Origin of the sequence: Cellulomonas soli, assembly GCF_013409305.1 — a bacterium.
GTDB classification, from domain to species: Bacteria; Actinomycetota; Actinomycetes; order Actinomycetales; family Cellulomonadaceae; genus Cellulomonas; species Cellulomonas soli.
Map to the genome: position 1 here is coordinate 2,067,883 of NZ_JACBZJ010000001.1, position 19,447 is coordinate 2,087,329.

A 19,447-nucleotide genomic window follows, 5' to 3' on the forward strand; every position below is an offset into this window, starting at 1 on the left:
ACCCCTGATGGTCGTCGAGACCTCCGCCGCCCCGCGCGGCCGCACCTCCGTCCGCCGCGCGCCGGCGGCCCGTGGCACCGCAGCCGCACCCCGCACGGCCGCCGCGCCCGCCCGCAGCGCCCGCAGCACCCGCACGGCCGCCGGCCGGGCCTCCGCGCTGCGACCCGCGGTGTGGCTGCCCACGCTCGTCGCGGTCGTGCTCGTCGGCGTCGGCTGGCAGGTCGTCGCCGCGGGCAACCCGTACGTGCTGCCCGACCTGCGCGACGTCGGCACCGCGCTGGTCGGCGACCCGCTGCTGTTCCTGCAGAACGCGTGGACCACGCTGCAGATCGCGCTGCTCGGCCTGGCCTACGGGTTCGTGGCCGCGTTCGTGCTGGCCGTCCTGGTCAGCGAGTCCGCGCTGCTGCGCCGGGCGATCATGCCGCTGGCCAGCGTGCTCAACGTGACACCCGTGGTCGCCCTCGCCCCGGGGCTGGTCGTCGCGTTCGGCTTCGGGATGACGCCCAAGGTGATCGTCACCGCGATCATCACGTTCTTCCCCGTGCTGGCCAACGTGAGCACCGGGCTGCGGTCCGTGCCGATGCCCGTGCTCGACGTGTTCCGCACGCTGCGCGCCTCCCGCCTGGAGGTGCTGACCCGGCTGCGCGTCCCCAGCGCCATGCCGTACACGCTCGCCGCGCTGCGCGTCACCCTGCCGCTGTCGGTCGTCGGGGCGGTCGTCGCCGAGTTCGTCGCCGCCGGCTCGTCCTCCGGGCTCGGCACCCTCATCAAGACCTCCGCCGCCAACTCCCAGCTGCCGCAGATGTACGCCGCGGTCACCTGCCTGGCGCTGCTCGGCGTCCTCATGCTCGGCGTCATCGCCGTGCTCGAACGACGCCTCCTGTTCTGGCACGAGTCCCAGCAGCGCCCCCGCAGCTGAGACCCGGCCCGCTGGTCCCGTCCCTGTCCCCGACCCGTTCGGCACGTCCTGCGCTTCGCGTCCCCGGCCCCACCACCCCCACCTCGGAGTCCGTCATGCCTACGCACACCCCGTTCGCCACCCGCGTCTCCCGTGCCGCCGGTGCCCCCCGCACCGCCCGGTCCACCCGCACGGCCCGTCGTCTGCTCGACCCTCGCCGGTCCGTCCCGGCGGCCGCCGGGCTCGCGAGCCTGCTGCTGCTCTCGGCGTGCTCGTCCGCCTCCGAGGCGGCCGACGCCACGCAGACGGGCACCGCCTCGGGCAGCGAGATCTCCGCCGAGCGATGCGAGGCCAACCGTGCCGCCGGGACGATCACCTACATCACGGGCTACCAGTACCAGTCGTCCGCAGGCATCCTCGAGGCTGTCGCCGCCGAGAAGCTCGGCTACTTCGACGACCTGTGCCTGGACGTGCAGATCCAGCCCGGCACGGGCGACACCTCCGCGAACGCCCAGCTCGTCGCCGCCGGCACCGCGCAGGTCACCTCGCTCGGCAACGAGGCCGAGGTGCTCAAGGCCGTCGCGGGCGGCGTCGACATCACCGGCGTCCTGACCTGGGCGCACGTGCCGATCGCGACGCTCATGACCGGCACCGACATCACCGACCTCACCCAGCTCGAGGGCAAGACGCTCGGCCACAAGGGCTCGCTGCCCGCACCGCTGCGCGCGATGCTCGTCGAGGAGGGCGTGGACGTCGACGCGATCACCCAGGTCGAGGTCGGCTACGACCCCTCGGTGCTGCCGCGCGGCCAGGTGCAGGCCCTGACCGGCTACAAGTCGAACGAGCCCCTGCTGCTCGAGGACATGGGCGAGGACGTCACGCTGTGGAACCCCGAGGACTACGGGGTCGCCGGTTCGTTCGGCGCGCTGGCGGTCAACCCGACGTTCGCCGCGACGTACCCGCAGGCCGTCTCGGACTACCTGCGGGCCGTGGTGCACGCGTTCGACTACTGCACCGACAACGGCGCCGAGTGCGTCGGGTACGCCGCCGAGCTCGGTGGCAGCGGGTACGACGTCGCGCACAACGAGAAGGTCTGGGCCACCGAGGCCGGGCTGGCCGCCTCCTCGACCCCCGAGGGCTCCCCGCTCGGCTTCCTCGACGCGGACCTGACCGCCGCCGAGGGCCAGACGCTCGTCGACTCCGGCGAGCTGACCGAGGTGCCCGCGTTCGCCGACGCGTTCGACCCGTCCTACCTCGAGGTGATCTACGACGGCGCCGAGCTGCAGTGGCCCGGTGAGTGACGGCCCCGCCGCGCACCGGCCGTGAACCCCTGACGAACCCCACGAACCCTGACGCACCCGAGGTGATGAGCATGACCGAGTACGGGATCTTCCTGCCGATCGGGAACGGTGGCTGGATCATGTCCGACACCGCACCGCACCCGCAGGCGACCTACGACTACAACAAGAAGGCGGCCGTCCTGGCCGAGCAGCACGGCTTCGACTTCATCATGTCGATGGGCAAGTTCCGCGGCTACGGCGGCACGACCGACCACTGGGGCCGGACCCTGGAGTCGATCACCCTGATGTCGGGGCTGGCCGAGGCGACCGAGCGGGTCAAGATCTGGGCGACGATCCACACCAACCTGTTCAACCCGGCCGTCGCCGCGAAGATGTACACGACGCTGCAGCAGATCAGCGGCGGTCGGGCCGGCATGAACATCGTCGTCGGCGCCTACGCGGACGAGTTCGCGCAGATGGGCGAGTGGGACACCAGCCGTGACCACGCGGCCCGCTACCGGTACACCGAGGAGTGGGTCACCGCCCTCGAACGGCTGTGGACCGAGGACTCGGTGACCATGGACGGCGAGTTCGTCCACCTGACCGACTGCCAGTCGCGCCCCCACCCGGACACGATCCCCACGCTCATCTCGGCGGGCCGCTCACCGGCCGGTCTGGACTTCCAGGCGCGGCACTGCGACGGGTCGTTCCTCACCGCCGACGACCTGCCCGGGTTGCGTGCGGCGTCCGACGACGTGAAGTCCCGGGCCATCGCCGAGGGCCGCAGCATCAAGACGTACTCGATGGTCACCGTCGTGCTCGACGAGACCGACGCCAAGGCCGAGGCCCGACGCAAGGAGTACGGGCGCGGCGCGGACGTCGAGGCGATCGTCAACATGAAGACGTCGTGGGGCCTGCCGCTGGACCGCGCGCTGTCGATGACCGCCGAGAACCCCGAGGACGAGGCGTTCCAGACGGCCGTCGTGTCCGGTTCCCCCGAGACCGTGACCGAGCGGATCAGCGAGCTGGTCGACGTCACCGGGGTCGACGGGCTCATGGTGATCTTCCCCGACTACCACGCGGACCTGCCGGTGTTCGGCGAGGCCGTCATGCCGGCCCTGCGCGCCGGCGCACCCGTGGCGGTGACGGCATGAGCGAGCCGCTCGTGGGCCCGGGCGGGCTCGTCGCCGCGGACGGCTCCGCGTGGGCCCTGCCCGGACCGGTCGAGCAGGGTGCGGTCGTCGTCATCGACGTGCAGCGCAGCTTCGCCGACCCCGCCTTCCTTCCGTGGGTCGGTGCCGCCGGGCTCGAGGCGGTCGCCGCCGCCGTCGCCACGACCGCCCGGCTGGTCGCCGGGGCGCGCGAGCAGGGCGTGCCCGTCGTGTGGGTCGCGCTCGAGCAGGACCCGTCCGAGCCGTGGGACACGTCCCTGTGGCTGCGCAGGGTCCCCGCGGACGCGGTCTGGCCCGGTGCCGACGAGCCGTGCGTGGCCGGGACGCCTGGAGCGCAGTGGTTCGGCGTCGCACCCGAGCCCGCCGAGACCGTCGTGCGCAAGACCCGCTACTCGGGGTTCGTCGGCACGACGCTCGCCACCGAGCTGCAGGCCGCCGGCGTGACCTGGTTCGTCGCCGCGGGCCTGACCACCGAGTGCTGCGTCGGCTCGACCGTCTGGGACGGGTTCCAGCGCGGCTGGCGCACGGTCGTCGCCTCCGACGCGACCGCGGCCTACGACCCGGACGTGCACACCACCACGCTGCGGGTGCTCGCCGAGAACGCCGCGGTCGTCGCCACCACCGACGCGCTGCTCGACGCGTTCGCCGCCGCCCGTCACGCCGTGGCGGTGCCCGCATGAGCCGCATGCGCATCGCGTTCGACCTGTCGTTCACGCACACCGAGGGCAAGTGGGCCTCGCCCGGCTCGTGGGTCGGGGCCGACTACCCGGACCTGGGGATGTTCACCGAGCTGGCCATGGCCGCCGAGCGCGGCGGCGTGGACATGCTGTTCTTCGGCGACGGCGTCGGCATCCCCGACACCTGGCAGGGCTCCATGGACGCCGCGATCGAGTACGGCATCCAGTGGCCCCGGCAGGACATGAGCCCGTTCATCGCGGCCATGGCGCAGGCCACCTCGCACATCGGTTTCGGCCTGACCTACTCCTCGACGTACATGCACCCGTTCTACGTGGCCCGGCTGCTCAACTCCCTCGACCACGTCACCGGCGGGCGCATCGCGTTCAACGTCGTCGCGTCCGGGCGAGTCTCCGACGCCGCCAACTACGGGCTCGACGCCCTGCCGGACCACGACGGCCGGTACGAGCGCATGGAGGAGTTCGTGCACGTGTGCCGGGCGCTGTGGGACTCGGTCGAGCCCGACGCGATCGTCCGTGACCGTGCCACCGGTCGGTTCGCCGACCCCGCCAAGGTGCACCGCGTCGACCACGACGGGCCCTACTTCAAGGTCGCCGGACCGCTGCCTTCGGTGCCCAGCCCGCAGGGCCACCCGGTGCTCGTGCAGGCCGGGGCCTCACCGCGCGGCATCGCCGCGTCCGCCGCGTTCGCCGACGTCGTGTTCGGCATGGGCGGGCACCTGCCCTCCCAGGTGTCCCACCGCGAGCGCCTCGACGCGGCCCTCGTGGCCGCCGGCCGCGACCCGGCGGACGTCGGCATCCTCTGGGCGATCCAGGTGCTCGTCGCCGCGACCGAGGCCGAGGCCAAGTCCCGCAAGGACCAGATGGCGCAGATGCTGCCGCTCGACGCGGTCGGCACCTACCTGTCGTACAACTCCGGGTTCGACTTCTCGACGCTGCCCGCCTCGTTCGCGCTCGCGGAGGTCGCCGAGGCGATCGCCGCCGCGCAGGCGACGCAGGCCGGGTTCGTGCAACGGCTCATCGCCCAGCGAGGGTCCGACGCGACGATGACCCGCGCCGAGTTCTTCGACGAGGGCTGGCGGTGGGCCACGGGCTACGAGCAGACGATCGCCGGCACCGCCGAGCAGGTCGCCGACGAGCTCGAGCAGCAGTTCGCCGCCACGGGGGAGCGCGGCGGGTTCATGATCTGCAACCCGCTGTCCATGCCCGGCACCCTGAACGACGTCATCGGCCTGCTCATGCCCGAGCTGCGCCGCCGCGGGCTGGTGCGCGAGCACTACGCCGGCACGACGCTGCGCGACAACCTGCTCGGCCGGTGAGCGCGGCCGCACCCCCCAGCACCGGCCCGGTCGGGATCCCCCTCGCCCCGACCGGGCCGGTCACCACGCCGGTCGGTCCCGCCCGGCGGGCCGACCGCGCACTGCCGCCCGGCATGCGCGAGCAGGTGCTGCTGGTCTGCGCCCTGGTGGCGACCGCGCAGATCACCTGGGGGGCGATCGTGCCGGCCCTGCCCGACCTCGGGGCCGCGTTCGGGCTCACCTCGACGCTGCTCGGCGTGGTCGTCGCGGCGTTCGGCGTCGGCCGGCTGCTGACGAACCTGCCCGCGGGGATGCTCGCCGACCGGCGCGGTCCGCGCGGTCTCGTGCTCGGGGCGGCCGCGGCGCTCGCGCTCGTCACGGCGCTCACCGGGTCCGTCGGCTCGCTCCCGGTGCTGCTCGGCCTGCGCGTCGTCGCCGGAGCGCTCGGCGGGACGGTCGTCACCGTCGGCATGGCGATGCTCGCGGCCCGCACACCGGCCGGCGCGCGCGGGACGGTGATGGCCACCGCCCAGGCGGTGCAGCTCGCCGGTGCCGCGCTCGGACCCGCGCTCGGCGGGGCCGTCATGGGCGCGTGGGGGCTGCGGGCCGTGTTCCTCGTCGCGGCCGTGCCCGTCGCGGTGTGCGTCGTGGTCGCCGCGCTGCGGCACGACCGGGGCTACTGGGCGCGGGTGCGCCCGGCGGTCGACGCGTCGGTGGGCGGTGCGGCACCCGGCGCCCCGTCCGACCCCCGTGCGGGTGTCCGGGTCCCGCGCGCGGTGCTCGGGGCCGTCGTCGGCGCGCACGTCGTGGGGGCCGCGGTGTTCGTCGCGCGGTTCGGCGGGGAGCAGACCCTCGCACCCCTGCTCGGCCGGGCCGTCGGGCTCGACGCGGGCGGGCTCGGGATCGCGCTCGCGGTCGTCACGGTCCTCTCCCTCGCGGCGATGCCGCTGACGGCCCGGGCCTTGGACGCCGGTTGGCGACGGCGGCTCATGGTGCCGACGCTCGCCGTCGGGGCGCTCGCGCTCGCGCTCTACCCGGTGGCCGGCGACGCCGTGACGTTCGCGGTGCTCGTGGTCGTGGCGGGCACGTGCGTGAGCGCGGGCGGCATCGTGCCGGGCGTGGTGCTGGCGGACGTCGTGCCGCCCGAGCGGCAGGGCCGCATCACCGGGCTGTTCCGCTCGGTCGGCGACCTGGGGGCCGTGGCCGGCCCGCTCGCGCTGGGCGCGCTGCTCGACGCCGGCGGCCCCGCGGCGGCGAGCGCGGTGCTGGCCGGGGTCGTCGCCCTCGCAGCCGTGGCCGGGGCGCTGCTGGTGCGCGTGCCCCGCTGACTGGCCCTGCTGACGAGCCCCGTCGGTGAGCCCGAACTGGACGGTGTTCCTGGACGTCAGACCGACAACCACGGTCCACCGCGGCACCGAGCGGGTCCCCTGCGGGAGGTATCTGGCGCCGGGCGGGATCACTCTTCCGGGTGGAAGGTGGTCTGGAGCATCCTGGGTCGGACGGCAGCGAGGGCGTCGTCGCCAGGGATGCGGTCCGGCGGGCGCGTCCCGCCGACGGTGCCGTCCGACGGACGGCACGGAGGGTCGTCGCAGGGCCCTGGGGGGTGCGGGCGTGCGAGAGCTTCGGGTGCAGATGCTCGGGCCGTTCAGTCTGCTGGACGGCCGGTCCGGTGAGCCCGGCGTGCCCCGGCCCCTGCTGCGCAAGGCGCAGGACCTGCTCGCGCTGATCCTGCTGTCCCCGCACGGCGTCATCCTGCGGGAGACGGCCGCCGAGGCGCTGTGGCCCGAGTCGTCGGTGGAGGCCTCCAAGAAGTCGATGCGGCAGGCCCTGTGGCAGATCCACCAGGCCACGGACGAGCCGGCGGTGCTCCCGATGCCCACCCTGGGTCGACCCTCGGGCGGGCTGCGGGTCTCGTCCGTCCCGGTGCGGCAACGGTCCGGTCACGACGGGCAGGAGGGTGCCGACGCCGGCCGGCTGGTGCTCTGCGAGGGCGAGGCGCTGCGGGTCAACCCCGTCCGGCCGCTGCAGGTGGACGTCACCGAGGTGACCGAGGCCGCGCGACGGGCCCAGCTGCTCGGGGCAGGGACGCCGGACGAGGCCACGCTCAGCGAGCTCGAACGGGCCGCCGACCTCTACCGCGGCCCCCTGCTCGCGGGCTGCTACGACGAGTGGTGCCTGGCACCCCGCGCCCGGCTGGAGGACCGTGCGCTGACGCTGCTCGACACGTTGAGCCGCGGTCACGAGGGGCGCGGCGACCTGGCGGCCGCGATCGTGTGGGCGCAGCGGCTGCTCGACGTCGAGCCGGCGCACGAGCGCACGCACCGCCGGCTCATGCGGCTGTACTACCGCACGGGCGACCGCACGCGAGCCCTCCGGCAGCTGCACCGGTGCCGCTGGGTGCTGCAGCACGAGCTGGGCGTGCGCCCGTCCGCGCAGACCGAGGAGCTGGGTGCGGCCATCGGCGCCGACCGGCTCGCCGGGTCCGTGCTGCCCGACACGGGGTCGGTCCCCGTGGTGGTCGTCGACCGGGACCAGGCGGCGCACCCGGAGGACGGCGGGGTCGCCGACGCGTTCCGGGCCGAGCTCGTCGCGCTGCGGCTCAGCGTCGAGGCGATCGGCGAACGGCTCCGCCAGCGGGGCGAGACGAGCCCGGCGGACGCACCGATGAGCGGCCCGAGGCTGCCCGGGTGAAATGTGCTCTCCCAGCAGGCGGAATCCCCATTCAGGTACCGAGATGGATGCGGGAGCCGATCAAGCAGAGGTGGAGACGATGAGCGCCGAGCTCGGTCAGGTCATGGAGCGTGCCCATGCGCTCAGCCGTCTGTGGGGCGTGGCCTTCGACGTGTCGTTGGCCGAGCACGGCGACGCGGTCACGGCCCTGGACGTGGCGATCGGCGAGCTGGTGGCCGACGGCCCCGGCTTCTCCCTGCGCTACGTCGAGCTGTGGCAGCGCCTCCAGCCCGAGGTCGAGTCGCTCACCGCCATCGCCCGCCGAACCCTGGAGTGGTCCCGATGATGACGACCGGCGTCGTGCTCGACCCGCGAGGAGCACGACCGGACACCGCGCGGCTGGCCGACGTGCTGCGGCAGTGCCTCAACGAGGACCTGGCCGACCAGGCGCGTGCGCACGAGCTCGAGGCCGTCTTCCGGGTGCACGCCCTCGTGCAGGTCGGCCCGGGCTGGGTCACGACCCGCGAGACGAGCGTCTGGCTGCTGTGGGGCCGGGACGAGGCGTGGAGCCTGATCCAGGAGATCACCACGGACCCCGACGGCCGGTGGGTGGAGCAGGTGCTCACCCATGAGCTGGTGAGCACCTCGGCCCGCGCGGCCGAGGTCCTCGTGGCCGTGACGTGCCTGCCCCCGTCGGACGCGGAGGACCTGCCGATGTGGGCCGGGTTCCCTCTGTGAGCGGTCCGACCCCCGACGCCGCGGACCTCCACCGTGCGTCGTGCACCGCGCTGCCCGCTCCCACCGGGGAGCTCGCGCTGAGCATGACGCCGTACCCGTTCGGCGACGCCTTGCTGCGTGAGCTCCAGGTGCTGCTCCACCCGTGGGGCGTGCAGTCGCTCGACGACGCCGACCTGGACGCCATGACCTCGCCCGGCTCGACGTACGCGCTGGTCAGGGTCGAGGTGCTCGTCCCCACGGACGTGCGCGCGACCGTCCTCGTCGGTTGGGTGCCGCGCGGGCAGACCTGGCAGGAGGCCGTCGACGCGATCCTCGGCTGGCTGCCCGGAGCGGTCCTCGACGAGCGGGACGCCGGCGCCGTGCACTGGGGTTCACGCACCCCGGGCTGGACCCCGACTGCTCGGTGGGTCGCCGCAGCCCCCGGCGGGTACTGGCGGGAGCGCGACCAGTCCTGACCAGCGCTCCACATCGGGAGCGACGTGGTCGATCGGCGTCGTGCGGCCCCGACCTGCAGCCTCGCCGCCCTCGCTGCCCTCGCGGTCCCGCCGGTCGTGCGCCATGATCCTGTCGGAAGCACACGACCCTGGGGGCAGCATGGACGAATCACGTCAGCCGCGAAGCGCCGCACCGTGGGGACGGTGGGGCGCGATCGTCGCCCTGATCGTGTTCGTCCTCATCTTCGCGCAGGCGCAGGACGCCGGTTCGGTCACGATCGCGTCCCAGAGCGTGCCGGTGTGGGGGGTCATGCTCGTCAGCTACCTGCTGGGCGCCGTGGCGATGTGGGGTCTCGGCAAGGGCAAGAGGCAGTAGTCCGGTGAGCGCGGTCGCTGCGAGGGGTCTGGTCAAGGACTTCGGTGGCACCCGTGCGGTCGATGGGCTGGACCTGCGTGTCCCGGTGGGCTCCTTCTACGGGATCGCCGGGCCGAACGGCGCAGGCAAGACCACGACCATCCGCATGCTGGTCGGACTCCTCGCGCCCGATGAGGGCTCGGTCGAGGTGGATGGGATCCCGGTGTGGCCGGATCCGACCGAAGCCAAGGGTCGGCTCGGACTCGTACCGGACCATCCCGTGCTCTTCGACCGGCTCAGCGGCCTGGAGATGCTGGAGTTCGCGGGGCTGCTGCGCCGGATGGATCCGGTGGTCATCCGCTCCCGGTCCCGGGACCTGCTCCGTGTGCTGGATCTCGAGGATGCTGCGGACAGACGGATCGCCGACTACTCGCTGGGCATGACCAAACGCATCGGCCTGGCGGTCGCGGTCCTGCACTCTCCTCGCGTGCTGGTGCTGGATGAGCCCTTCGGTGCGCTCGATCCGGTGAACACCCAGGTCATCGAGGAGATGCTGCAACGCTACCGGGCGGGTGGAGGGACGGTTGTCTTCTCCAGCCACGTGATGGATGTCATCGAACGGCTCTGCGACCGACTTGCGGTGATCGAGTCCGGGCGCGTGCGCGCCGAGGGTACGGTGCGCGAGCTGGCCGGTGGGCGCACGCTCCAGGAAGCGTTCGTCGACCTGGTCGGTGGCCGCACCCTTGCGGAGGACGACCTGTCGTGGCTCTCGTCCTCCTCCGACTGAAGCTCAGGCTCAGGCGCCGGGCGCTGGGGCGCACCGGCGGCATCCAGTACGTCCTGCACGTGCTCGGATGGGTCCTGGCGTGTGCTCTCGGTCTGGTGGCAGGCGCCGGGTTCCGTGCGTTGGTGGACGCGCGCGACGGCACCGGGGACTCCGCTGTCGTGGTGCTGTTGACCCTCGTGTTCCTGGTCTGGGCGCTCGCGCCGCTCGTGATGCCCGGTCTGAGCGACGAGTCCGTGGATCCCGAACGCCTCGAGCAGTTTCCCGTCCGTCCGGGCGAGCAGGTCGTGGGCCTGATGCTCGGCGCGCTGGTCTCGCCGACCGCGCTCTTCACGCTGATGCTCGTCGCGGGTGGCGCCTCGGCGAGGGGGGAGGCGACCGTGACCCGGCTCGCCGTCGGCGCGAGCGCCGCCGGTTTCACCGTTCTCTGCGTCGTCGCGTCGCGGGCGCTGACGGCGGCCATGGCGGGGGTACTCGGGTCCCGGGTGGCTCGAGAGGCGATCGTCGTAGCGGCAGGCGCGTTGGCTCTGGGTGCCTACCTGCTCGCCGGCCTGCTTCGCGGGCGCCCGTCGCTGCTGATCGATCTCGAGGCGAGCCCGGTCGTGCGCGTCCTCTCGTGGTTGCCGCCGGGGGCCGTGGGCCGTGTGGTGGTGAGCTCCCGCGACGGGCGGTGGTCTGCCGCGTCGGAGCACGGGGCAGTCGCGGTCCTCGCGGTCCTGCTGGCACTGCTGCTCTGGGTCGGGACGATCACCCGCCGGGTCAGAGGCCACTCGGGCGGCGACATCAGCAGGCGAGAGGGGCCACAGTCGGCAGGGCATGGTCTGTCGCTGATCCCGCGACCGCTGGCCCTGCTGCCGGCGTCTCCCACCACGGCCGTCGCCGCGCAACACCTTCGCTACTACTTCTTCAGGCAGCCGCGCGCCCTGCAGAGCGCGATCACGCTGCCCGTGATGGGTGTGGTGGTGCTGCAGAGCGGGACGAGCGAGGTGGGGTTGACGATCGGGATCGTCACCCTGGTCGCCATGACCTCCTTCGCGTTGGCCTCGAACCTCCTGGGTTACGACGAGCAAGGCTTCAGCTACCTGCTCGGTGCCGGCGCGCCCATGGCCGCAGTCGTGCGCGGCAAGGTCATGGCGACCCTCGGAGTCGTGGTGCCCTTCGCCGGTGCGGCCGTCCTGGCAGAAGCGGCGCTCAACGGCCTGTGGGCCGATGCGGGTGTGGCGTTCCTCGGCGGCATCCAGGTCGCGCTCGTCTGTGTAGGGATCGGTGCCGTGCTCAGCGTTGCGGCCCCCCAGGATCGGATGCGTGCCCGTGGGCCGAGAGCGACGGCTGTCCTGTCCACCTTGGGCGGGCTGGTGCTGATGGTCGCGGCAAGCGGAGTCCTGGTGCTCGCCTGGTTGCTCCTCGAGGACAGGCTCTCTCCTGCGCTCTCCTCCCTCGCGACGCTGCCGATCGCCGTGGCGCTCGGTGCAGTGCTCGTCCGGTCGGCAGGAACTGGCCTTGCCCGCGAACCGTGGCGCGTGGAGCGGAGGTTCAGCCGGTGATGCACATGCGAGCGCAGGACGACGTGGTCGGCTCCGGGCGGGCCGATGAGCCTCGGCGACGGGAGCCCGCCGGGAACGGGCGTCGACTCCGGATCTCGTGGCTGATCGTGCTGGTGGTCGCCTTCCTCCTCGTGCCTCAGCTCGTCTCACTCGTTGCCTTCGGCGTCGACGCGGTGAGCGGCGGGTATCTCTCCGTCCGCACGGCGCTGGCGAGTGAAGTGCTGCCGGATCTCGGCGGCGCCGTCATCGCGGTTGCCGCCATCGGCTGGCTGCACTGGGGTCGGGTGGTCCGACTCGAGACGCGACGGGCGCGACCCTGGGTCATGGTGGTGCCGCTCTCCCTCATCGTCCTGTCGGCGGCGATGACGGACTACGAGAACCTGCTCGAGCAGGGCCCCGCACTCGTCCTGGTGCTCGTCGCGGGGACGTTCTGCACGGGGCTCAGTGAGGAGCTCATGTTCCGGGGGCTGGCGCTGCAGGCCTTCCGCGGCGTCACCCGGGAGGGATGGGCGGCGATGTGGAGCTCACTGCTGTTCGGAGGGTTGCATCTGGTCAACGCCCTGGTGTCGGGGCCGGCGGCGATCCCTCAGGCGCTGTTCGCGTGCGTCGTCGGCTACTACCTGTACCTCACCCGCCGCGCCGCGGGAGGCATCGTTCTCCCGATCGTCGTCCACTGGTTGTTCGACTTCTCCTCCTTCAGTGGCGAGCTGGGGCTCGAGGAACCTCGGACCTCGGACTTCGCCTTCTACGAGTTCCTGCTGATCGTCGCGCTTGGGCTGCTCCTCGTCCTCCGGCGGCGGAGGATCTCTTCGGCCGCGGTCGACGTCCCGGCGGCCGAGTCGTCAACCGGGGTGCCGGCCCCCTAGCGCGCTGGCTACCTCCGGCGGTGGCGAGCGTGCGTCCCGCACGGCCGACCCTCGGAGGGCGACGCGCCGCGCAATGAGTGCTCTGCGAGACGCGGCGGAGACGTCGCGGAGACGTCGTCGAGACGGGACCGCACGAACCTGACGTCCTCGGCCCCGTCGATCGGGGCGGACGCACAGGGGGGCACCCGTGACATGGCCGACGACCCGGGGCTGGCGACCGACGCGGACGACGCGCTCGTCGCAGCGCGCTCGTTCGTCGTGCGGGCGCTCCTGGAGCGTGACGACGGCCGGCACTGGCACGGGTTCGTCACCGACGCGGAGACCGGCGAACGTCAGGCGTGGCGGCGCAGCCGGGACCTCGTGCGGTTCATCGAGCGCCGGCTGGCCGCGGAGCGCACCGGCATGCGCACCGCGGCCGTCGGCGTGCCCGCGATCGGTGCGGGACGGGCGGCGCCCGCGCCGGCCCTCGACGCCGTCCCGGTCGCTGCGGCCGTGGCCGCCGGTCCCGCCGGTGCTGCCGCCGTCGCCGGCGTCGGTCCGGCAGGTCCACCGCCCGCGGGTGGTGCCCGTGCACCCCGGGCCCGGTTCGCGCTCGACGACGAGGTGGTCGCGGTGGCGGCCCCGACGTTGACGGCCGTGGTGGACGACATGCTCCTGCGGCTCGGCTCGCGGCTGCCGTCGCCCGTCGTCGGGGTGCCGGCGTCGAACGTGACGCTCGAACGGGTCACCGAGAAGCTGCTGGGCCTGGGCAACCATGCCGGTTCGGAGCAGACGGGCACGCTCGGGCTGCGCACGGTGCGCGGGGGGCGGCTCGGGGCGACGATCCGGTTCCAGCTGTGGTCCTCGACGTCCTCGGCGGCCGACCAGGCGATGTCGTCTCTGCACGCGCGGCTGCTGCAGGACGCCGACGCGCTGTACGCCGAGGGGTTCCTGCGGATGACGGCCGCGGGCACCACGCTCGTCGAGCAGGTCTCGGCGGCGTCCGCGTGGCGCAAGACGACCAGCTACGAGGTGCTCTACGAGTACCGGTACGTCGACACCGACGACGCGGCCAGCCTGATCGCGCGGATCCCGGTGACCACGGACGTCGACGAGCGCGACGGCCTCGCGCACGAGACGGGCACGGTCACCGACTCGCTGGTGCGGTGGGACGAGCACGGGGCGGAGCCGCTCGTCGTGCACGGGCCACGGGCGGTGAGCGCGCTCGCCGCGCTGGTGTTCGTGCCCGGGCCTGCGCTCGGCGGGACGGTCACGGTGGCGCGCACCTCCGGCACGGGCGCGCCCGTGCAGCACCTGCCGGACCTGGACCTGTTCTGGGCGGCGGTCGCCGGGCCGGAACCTACGCTGCTCGACGTCGACGTGGCGCTCGACCCCGCCGCCGCGTTCGCCGCCCTCGGCACGCTGACGCCCGCGACCGCGATGGGCGACTGGGACCTCGACCTGGTCACCGACGCCTACTCGGGCGTCGTGCGCCGCCTCGACCCGGCGGTCGTGCTGCCCACCGGGTCGCACCGCCTGACCGTGACGTACACCCCGCCGCCGGGTCCGGCCACGGGGCTCGACCAGACCGCTGTGGTCTACCTGCGCATGGACCCGCCGTGAACCGGGCCGCCCCGGTCACGGGCCGTGCGTGCACCCGGACCCGCCTGTCGGAGGAGAGGAAGAGATGACCGAACAAGTCCTGCCCGGCGTGCTCATCGAGGTACGTCCGGAGGCGCTCATCGTCCCCGGTGCCATCACCGTGGGGAACCTCGGTGTCGTGGGCACCGCGGCCAAGGGTCCCGTCGGGACGCCACGGCTGCTCGGCAGCTACGCGGACGCCGTCAGCACGTTCGGCACGTACGACCGCTGGGTCGACGGGGCGTCGGGCGAGCTCACGCTCGTGCGCGCGCTCGAGCAGGCCTACCGGTTCGGCGCGACGACCGTGTGGGCTGTGCGCATCGCCGACGGCAACGCGGCCCCCGCGGCCGTCGACCTGGCGAGCGCGGGTGGCCCGTGCGTCACGGTCGAGGCCCTGACCCCCGGCACGAGCGGCAACCAGCTGACCGTCGCGGTCTCCACGGCCGACGCGAACGCCCTGGTCCGCGGCGAGCCCGTCGCCGCCGGCGTGCTCGCGCACTTCCCGGTCGTGCCCAGTGCCGTGAACCGGATCGTGGTCCGGCCCTCGGGCGGTGGTGCGGACCTGGTGCCCGGCATCGTGTACGACGCGGCGCCCGGGCCGACGCAGGTCGGCATCACCACCGCGGACGGCACGCTCACGTTCGGCACCGCACCCGGCGGCACGGACGACGTGCTGGCCACCTACACGGTCGCGAAGTCCGCCGCCGTGAAGGTCACGGTCAAGCAGGGTGTGGCCGCCGAGGAGACGTACTCGGTGGTGTCCGGCGACGACCTGGTGGCCGACCTGGCCGCCGGCTCGGCGCTCGTGCGGGGCCTCGCGCTGGCCAACGCCGCCCAGGTCCCCTCGGCGCCCCTCCCGACGACCCCGCTCACCGGCGGGGACAACGGCGCCGCGGGCGCCGGCTACGAGACCGGGCTGGAGGCGCTGCTCGAGGTCGACGCGCACATCGTCGTCGCCGCCGGGCAGGACCAGTCGTTCGGCGACGAGCTGGCCGCGCACGCCGCGGTCGCCTCGGGCGACGCGAACAAGCGCGAACGCATCGCCCTGGTCGGCACGGCCGCCGCCGCGAACCGACCCGCGTTCGTGACCGCGGCCTCCGCTCACACGCTCGCCTCCGACCGGCTCGTGCTCGTCGGCCCCGGCATCAAGGCCGCCGACCGCTCGCAGCAGCCGCCGGCCGACGTCGTGCTCCCCGGTGCGTACGCCGCCGCGGCGGTCGCCGGGCTGCTCTCCTCGCAGGACCCGCACATCAGCCTGACGAACAAGGTGCTGCCCGTCGCCGGGCTCGAGCACGACTTCAGCAACGCCGAGCTCGCGCAGCTCGTGCTCAGCCGGCTGCTCGTGCTGGAGAACCGGCAGGGCTTCCGCATCGTCAAGGGCATCACGACCTCGACGAACACGGCCTGGACGCAGATCACCACGCGCCGGATCGTCGACTACACGAAGTACGGCGTGCGCAGCGCCGCGACGCCCTACATCGGCCTGCTCAACAACGAGCGGGTGCGCTCGGCACTGCGCGCCACCATCAACGGCTTCCTCACCACGATGGTGCTCGACGAGATGCTCGTCAGCTACGAGCTCGACGTCCACGCGTCCCGCCAGGACGAGATCGCCGGGCGCGCCCTGGTCGACCTGGTCATCCGGCCGACGTTCTCCATCGACTTCATCAAGGTGACGATGTTCCTCGAGTAAGGACGCCCGCTCATGGCACTCACAGAAGTCTTCACCGGCAAGCACGGCACCTTGACCCTCGCGGCCGAGGACACCCCCGAGGGGGCCGCCGCGAAGGCCGTCGTGGACGCGTACGGCGTCCAGGTGGTGGGGCGGCTGACCGACGTGAAGGTCACCGTCGACACCGCGCTCAAGGAGTTCTACGAGGTCGGGCGGCGCCACCCGGTGTCGCTCAGCCCCGGGGACATCGCGATCAGCGGCACGGTCGGGCGCGCCTACGTCAACGGCGCGCTGCTGCTCCTGCTGCAGGGGCAGGGCTCGCAGCCCACCGCGGTCGCCGAGCCGTACGTGCAGCCCACGTTCGGCATCACGGTCCTGTTCCTCGAACCGGCGCGACCCGACGACGTGGTGGCGCTCGAGATCGGCGGCGTGAAGTTCCAGAACTGGCGCTTCTCGTTGCCCGAGGACGACTTCGTGCTCGAGGACCTGTGCTTCAAGGCCCTGACCGTCCGGGTGCTCGACACCGTCTCGGTGACGTTCCCCGGCGCCGGGGCCTGACCTGTCGACGGACGAGCGGGCCGGAGGGGGTGGACCATGGCGCTGACCGCGGAGGACCTGCTGGCCGGCAGCACGCTGACGCACGACGTCACCGTGCCGGCCGGGCTGGTCGGAGGTGCCGGCGGGACCGGTGGCGACGGCACCGACGCCACGGGTGCCGGGGTGCCCGGGACCGTGCGGGTCCGGCCGCTGACCGTGCGGGACGTGCAGCTCGTCGCGCACGCCGCCAAGGACGACCGTGAGCTGGCCGCCGGGCTCATGATCGCCCGCGCGCTCGTCGAGCCCGCGCTCACCCCCGACCAGGCCGGACGCCTGCCCGCGGGGCTGGCCCGGTTCCTCGTCGACACGATCAACGAGCTGTCCGGCATCGACACCCCGCGCGACCGGCTCGCCGAGCTCGTGCAGGCGCCGCTGGCCAAGGCGTGCTTCGTGCTGGCCGACGAGTTCGGCTGGACGCCCGAGGACGTCACCGGCATGACGATCGGCCAGATCCTCATGTACCTGGAGATGGCCGGACGGGCGGCCGAGGTCGCATGAGCACCGGCCGGACCGTGCTGCCGCTGGACGCCGCGGGCGCCCCGGCGGCGTGGTGCGCCGCGAGCGTGCGGGCCACCCGCGCGCTGCACGACGTGCCCGACGCGGTCCGTGCGGTGTGCGCCGCGGCGCCCCGGACCCCGCACGTGCTGCGTGGCCCGCTGCTCGGCACCTGCCTGACCGACGTGCTGGACCGTGCACCCGCGGACCCGCCCGACGAACCGGCCGCCGGGTCCCGCCCGCCACGTCGGTCGTCGTCGGGAGGGCCGGTCGGCGCGGGCGTCGGACGTCCCGCTCCCGGAGGGGCCCGGGTGGCCGACCGGTTTCCGGCACCGGGACCCCGTCCCGAGACCGTGCCGCCCGTCCGCCGCACCCGGGCGGGCGGCACGACGGGTGCGCCTCGACCCGGCAGGGCACCGGGAGGCAGCGGTGCCGCCGTGGCCGTGGTGCCCGAGCACCGGCTGCGGGCGCTGGCCGGACCGGTCGGGCGAGCGGCCGCGCACCCGACCGGACGGCGTGCGGCCCGGCCCGGCACGGGGTCGGCACCGGCACGCGGCTCGGGACGCGAGACGCTCCCCGGGGCCGAGGATCTCGCCGCCCGCCTCGCGCGCCGACTCGTGCAGCGCGTGGCCGGGCTCGCCGGGGGCCCTCGGGCGAGCGACGGCGGTGACGCCCTCGGACAGCTGGCCCGCGGTGCTCTGCGCCCCGTCGGTACCCCCGCCGGCCCGGAGCTGGCCGGGCTGCTCGCCCGGCTCGTGGCCGCTGTGCCCGCGGGTCCCGCAGCGCCCGTGGGCGAGGGCGGCGCGGGCAGCGGGCGTGGGGTCGCGGACGTCACGCCGCCGGTACCGGGCCGTGCGCGCCGCGGCCGCCGCGGTGCGCCGGTGACCGACGAGACCGCGGGCCCCGGCCCGGAACCGTCCGGTGCCGCCCGGGCCGGTCGCGGCCCCGCAGTCACCCCGCGTCCGCCGTCGGTCGCGGACGACCGGACCGGCCCCACCCGCCTGTGGCCGCCGGCCGGCTCGGACGAGCGCCGTCCGCACCCCGAAGGGCCGCTCGACGAACGGCCGGGCACGCCCGACCGACTGCGCGACGGCGACACCGCCCCGGCGGGGCGCGGCGAGACGTGGACCGGCGTGCGTCCGGTGACCGCCGACACCCGCGCGTCCGCTGCCGTCGTCGGGCTGGCCGAACCGGACCTCGAGCAGCTGCTCACCCAGGTGCTCACCGACGCCGCGCGACGGCACGGGATCGAGGTGTGACGTGCGCCCGATGCTCGCCGGCGAGGAGCTGCCGCAGGTCCAGGACCTGACGACGGTCGACCGTCGCGCGCTCGCCGAGCACAAGGCGCCCGGCAAGGACGGCAGCATGCTGCAGAACCTCGGCCGCGCCCCCACCGGCATCACGCTCTCCGGGGTCGCGTCGGGCCCGTCCGCGCTCGACGTCGTCGAACGCCTCAAGGCCGACATGCGCACCGGGCAGCCGGTCGCGTTCGTCGCCGACATCACGGCCGACACCGACGTCGAGCAGGTGCTCGTCGACGACGTGCAGGTCCGGCAGCTCGCCGGCAGCCCCGACCGGTACGCGTACGTCGTGACGCTGCACGAGTTCACCGAACCCGTCGAGCCGGCCGCGACCGACGCCCTCGACGCCGACGTCCTGGGCGACGCCGAGGACCAGCTGGGCGACGTGCTCGACGGCCTCGACCTGGCCGTCCCGTTCGAGACCGGCCTCGACCGGTTCGTCGCGCCGCTGTCCGACCTGCTCGACCGCCTGGTCGCGCTGCGCCAGGCCTCCGGCGGACCCTGACCGGCCGCCACTCGCCCGGGCTCCGTCCGGGCGCACACCCACCCCGTGCCTCCGGGTACCGGCCCGACAGGAGAGACCGATGGCCGACGCGAACCTGTTCGAACAGCTCAAGTCGGTGCTCACCGACTTCAAGTCGTTCCTCGACGACAACGTCGCGACGATCAAGCCCGCCGTGCAGGCGATCGCCGCGCTCGTCCCGCAGATCAACGAGCTGCTCGACCAGCTCGTCGGGCTGCTCGACAAGCTGCGCACCGAGATCACCAACCTCGACGTCGGGGCGATCCCCGGGCTCGGCGAGGTCGCCCAGCTGACCGGGATGATCCCCGCGCTGCTCGACGCGGCCAAGAAGCTGCTGCCCGACGAGACCTCGAGCATCGACGCGATCGCGGACGTGGCCGACGTGGTCACGGGCCTGCCGTCGGTCGACGCCGTCAAGACCGAGCTGCTCGACCTCATCACCGCGATCAGCGCCCACCTCACCTCGCTCAAGGCCTGAGCCGAGCCTGAGCCGAGCCTGAGCCGA

21 protein-coding genes are annotated in these 19,447 nt (G+C 73.8%); all 21 read left to right on the forward strand.

The genetic code is table 11. From position 1 onward, the window contains the following. Nucleotides 1-7: 7 nt before the first annotated feature. The 21 genes from BKA22_RS09620 to BKA22_RS09720 all read left to right on the forward strand — a co-directional run bounded on the left by BKA22_RS09620 (nucleotide 8) and on the right by BKA22_RS09720 (nucleotide 19,420). Nucleotides 8-919, forward strand: coding sequence for an ABC transporter permease (locus tag BKA22_RS09620; RefSeq protein ID WP_146954460.1), 912 nt, complete (start codon nucleotides 8-10; stop codon nucleotides 917-919). A 95-nt stretch (nucleotides 920-1,014) separates the two neighbouring features. Beyond that, on the forward strand, nucleotides 1,015-2,199 hold the full coding sequence (locus BKA22_RS09625; protein ID WP_146954461.1) for an ABC transporter substrate-binding protein: 1,185 nt from the start codon (nucleotides 1,015-1,017) through the stop codon (nucleotides 2,197-2,199). A 71-nt stretch (nucleotides 2,200-2,270) separates the two neighbouring features. After that, nucleotides 2,271-3,332 carry an LLM class flavin-dependent oxidoreductase gene (locus BKA22_RS09630; RefSeq protein ID WP_223203723.1) on the forward strand — a complete coding sequence of 354 codons (1,062 nt, stop codon included), beginning with the start codon at nucleotides 2,271-2,273 and terminating at the stop codon, nucleotides 3,330-3,332. Continuing rightward, complete coding sequence (locus tag BKA22_RS09635; protein ID WP_146954463.1) at nucleotides 3,329-4,030, forward strand: cysteine hydrolase family protein; 702 nt, start codon at nucleotides 3,329-3,331, stop codon at nucleotides 4,028-4,030. Before BKA22_RS09630 ends, BKA22_RS09635 begins: the two co-directional genes overlap by 4 nt. Further along, on the forward strand, nucleotides 4,027-5,364 hold the full coding sequence (locus BKA22_RS09640) for an NtaA/DmoA family FMN-dependent monooxygenase (RefSeq protein ID WP_146954464.1): 1,338 nt from the start codon (nucleotides 4,027-4,029) through the stop codon (nucleotides 5,362-5,364). Before BKA22_RS09635 ends, BKA22_RS09640 begins: the two co-directional genes overlap by 4 nt. Further along, nucleotides 5,361-6,671, forward strand: coding sequence for an MFS transporter (locus tag BKA22_RS09645; protein WP_146954465.1), 1,311 nt, complete (start codon nucleotides 5,361-5,363; stop codon nucleotides 6,669-6,671). Before BKA22_RS09640 ends, BKA22_RS09645 begins: the two co-directional genes overlap by 4 nt. A 283-nt stretch (nucleotides 6,672-6,954) precedes the next feature. Further along, on the forward strand, nucleotides 6,955-8,034 hold the full coding sequence (locus BKA22_RS09650) for an AfsR/SARP family transcriptional regulator (protein WP_146954466.1): 1,080 nt from the start codon (nucleotides 6,955-6,957) through the stop codon (nucleotides 8,032-8,034). 79 nt (nucleotides 8,035-8,113) lie between these two features. Then, nucleotides 8,114-8,359, forward strand: coding sequence for a hypothetical protein (locus tag BKA22_RS09655; protein ID WP_146954467.1), 246 nt, complete (start codon nucleotides 8,114-8,116; stop codon nucleotides 8,357-8,359). Then, complete coding sequence (locus BKA22_RS09660) at nucleotides 8,356-8,751, forward strand: hypothetical protein (RefSeq protein ID WP_146954468.1); 396 nt, start codon at nucleotides 8,356-8,358, stop codon at nucleotides 8,749-8,751. Before BKA22_RS09655 ends, BKA22_RS09660 begins: the two co-directional genes overlap by 4 nt. Then, entirely contained in the window at nucleotides 8,748-9,206 is a 459-nt protein-coding gene (locus BKA22_RS09665) for a hypothetical protein (RefSeq protein WP_146954469.1), read from the forward strand. Before BKA22_RS09660 ends, BKA22_RS09665 begins: the two co-directional genes overlap by 4 nt. A 139-nt stretch (nucleotides 9,207-9,345) precedes the next feature. Further along, complete coding sequence (locus BKA22_RS09670) at nucleotides 9,346-9,561, forward strand: LapA family protein (RefSeq protein WP_146954470.1); 216 nt, start codon at nucleotides 9,346-9,348, stop codon at nucleotides 9,559-9,561. Between the two features lie 4 nt (nucleotides 9,562-9,565). After that, nucleotides 9,566-10,327 (forward strand): ABC transporter ATP-binding protein, encoded by a 762-nt coding sequence (locus tag BKA22_RS09675; protein ID WP_146954471.1) that lies wholly within the window; start codon nucleotides 9,566-9,568, stop codon nucleotides 10,325-10,327. Beyond that, nucleotides 10,303-11,868: a hypothetical protein gene (locus BKA22_RS09680; RefSeq protein WP_179561732.1), complete on the forward strand. Its 1,566-nt coding sequence runs from the start codon at nucleotides 10,303-10,305 to the stop codon at nucleotides 11,866-11,868. The genes BKA22_RS09675 and BKA22_RS09680 overlap by 25 nt, the downstream gene beginning before the upstream one ends. 107 nt (nucleotides 11,869-11,975) lie before the next feature. Beyond that, nucleotides 11,976-12,734, forward strand: coding sequence for a CPBP family intramembrane glutamic endopeptidase (locus BKA22_RS09685; RefSeq protein ID WP_179561733.1), 759 nt, complete (start codon nucleotides 11,976-11,978; stop codon nucleotides 12,732-12,734). A 192-nt stretch (nucleotides 12,735-12,926) separates the two neighbouring features. Next, on the forward strand, nucleotides 12,927-14,336 hold the full coding sequence (locus BKA22_RS09690) for a hypothetical protein (RefSeq protein ID WP_146954472.1): 1,410 nt from the start codon (nucleotides 12,927-12,929) through the stop codon (nucleotides 14,334-14,336). A 64-nt stretch (nucleotides 14,337-14,400) separates the two neighbouring features. Beyond that, entirely contained in the window at nucleotides 14,401-16,047 is a 1,647-nt protein-coding gene (locus BKA22_RS09695; RefSeq protein ID WP_146954473.1) for a phage tail sheath C-terminal domain-containing protein, read from the forward strand. 12 nt (nucleotides 16,048-16,059) lie between these two features. Further along, complete coding sequence (locus BKA22_RS09700) at nucleotides 16,060-16,584, forward strand: hypothetical protein (RefSeq protein WP_146954474.1); 525 nt, start codon at nucleotides 16,060-16,062, stop codon at nucleotides 16,582-16,584. Nucleotides 16,585-16,620: 36 nt separating this feature from the next. After that, nucleotides 16,621-17,121, forward strand: coding sequence for a hypothetical protein (locus tag BKA22_RS09705; RefSeq protein WP_146954475.1), 501 nt, complete (start codon nucleotides 16,621-16,623; stop codon nucleotides 17,119-17,121). Next, on the forward strand, nucleotides 17,118-18,377 hold the full coding sequence (locus tag BKA22_RS09710) for a hypothetical protein (RefSeq protein WP_146954476.1): 1,260 nt from the start codon (nucleotides 17,118-17,120) through the stop codon (nucleotides 18,375-18,377). The genes BKA22_RS09705 and BKA22_RS09710 overlap by 4 nt, the downstream gene beginning before the upstream one ends. Before the next feature lie 10 nt (nucleotides 18,378-18,387). Beyond that, nucleotides 18,388-18,924 carry a hypothetical protein gene (locus BKA22_RS09715; RefSeq protein WP_218867040.1) on the forward strand — a complete coding sequence of 179 codons (537 nt, stop codon included), beginning with the start codon at nucleotides 18,388-18,390 and terminating at the stop codon, nucleotides 18,922-18,924. A 79-nt stretch (nucleotides 18,925-19,003) separates the two neighbouring features. Next, nucleotides 19,004-19,420, forward strand: coding sequence for a hypothetical protein (locus BKA22_RS09720; RefSeq protein WP_146954478.1), 417 nt, complete (start codon nucleotides 19,004-19,006; stop codon nucleotides 19,418-19,420). Nucleotides 19,421-19,447: the final 27 nt, after the last annotated feature.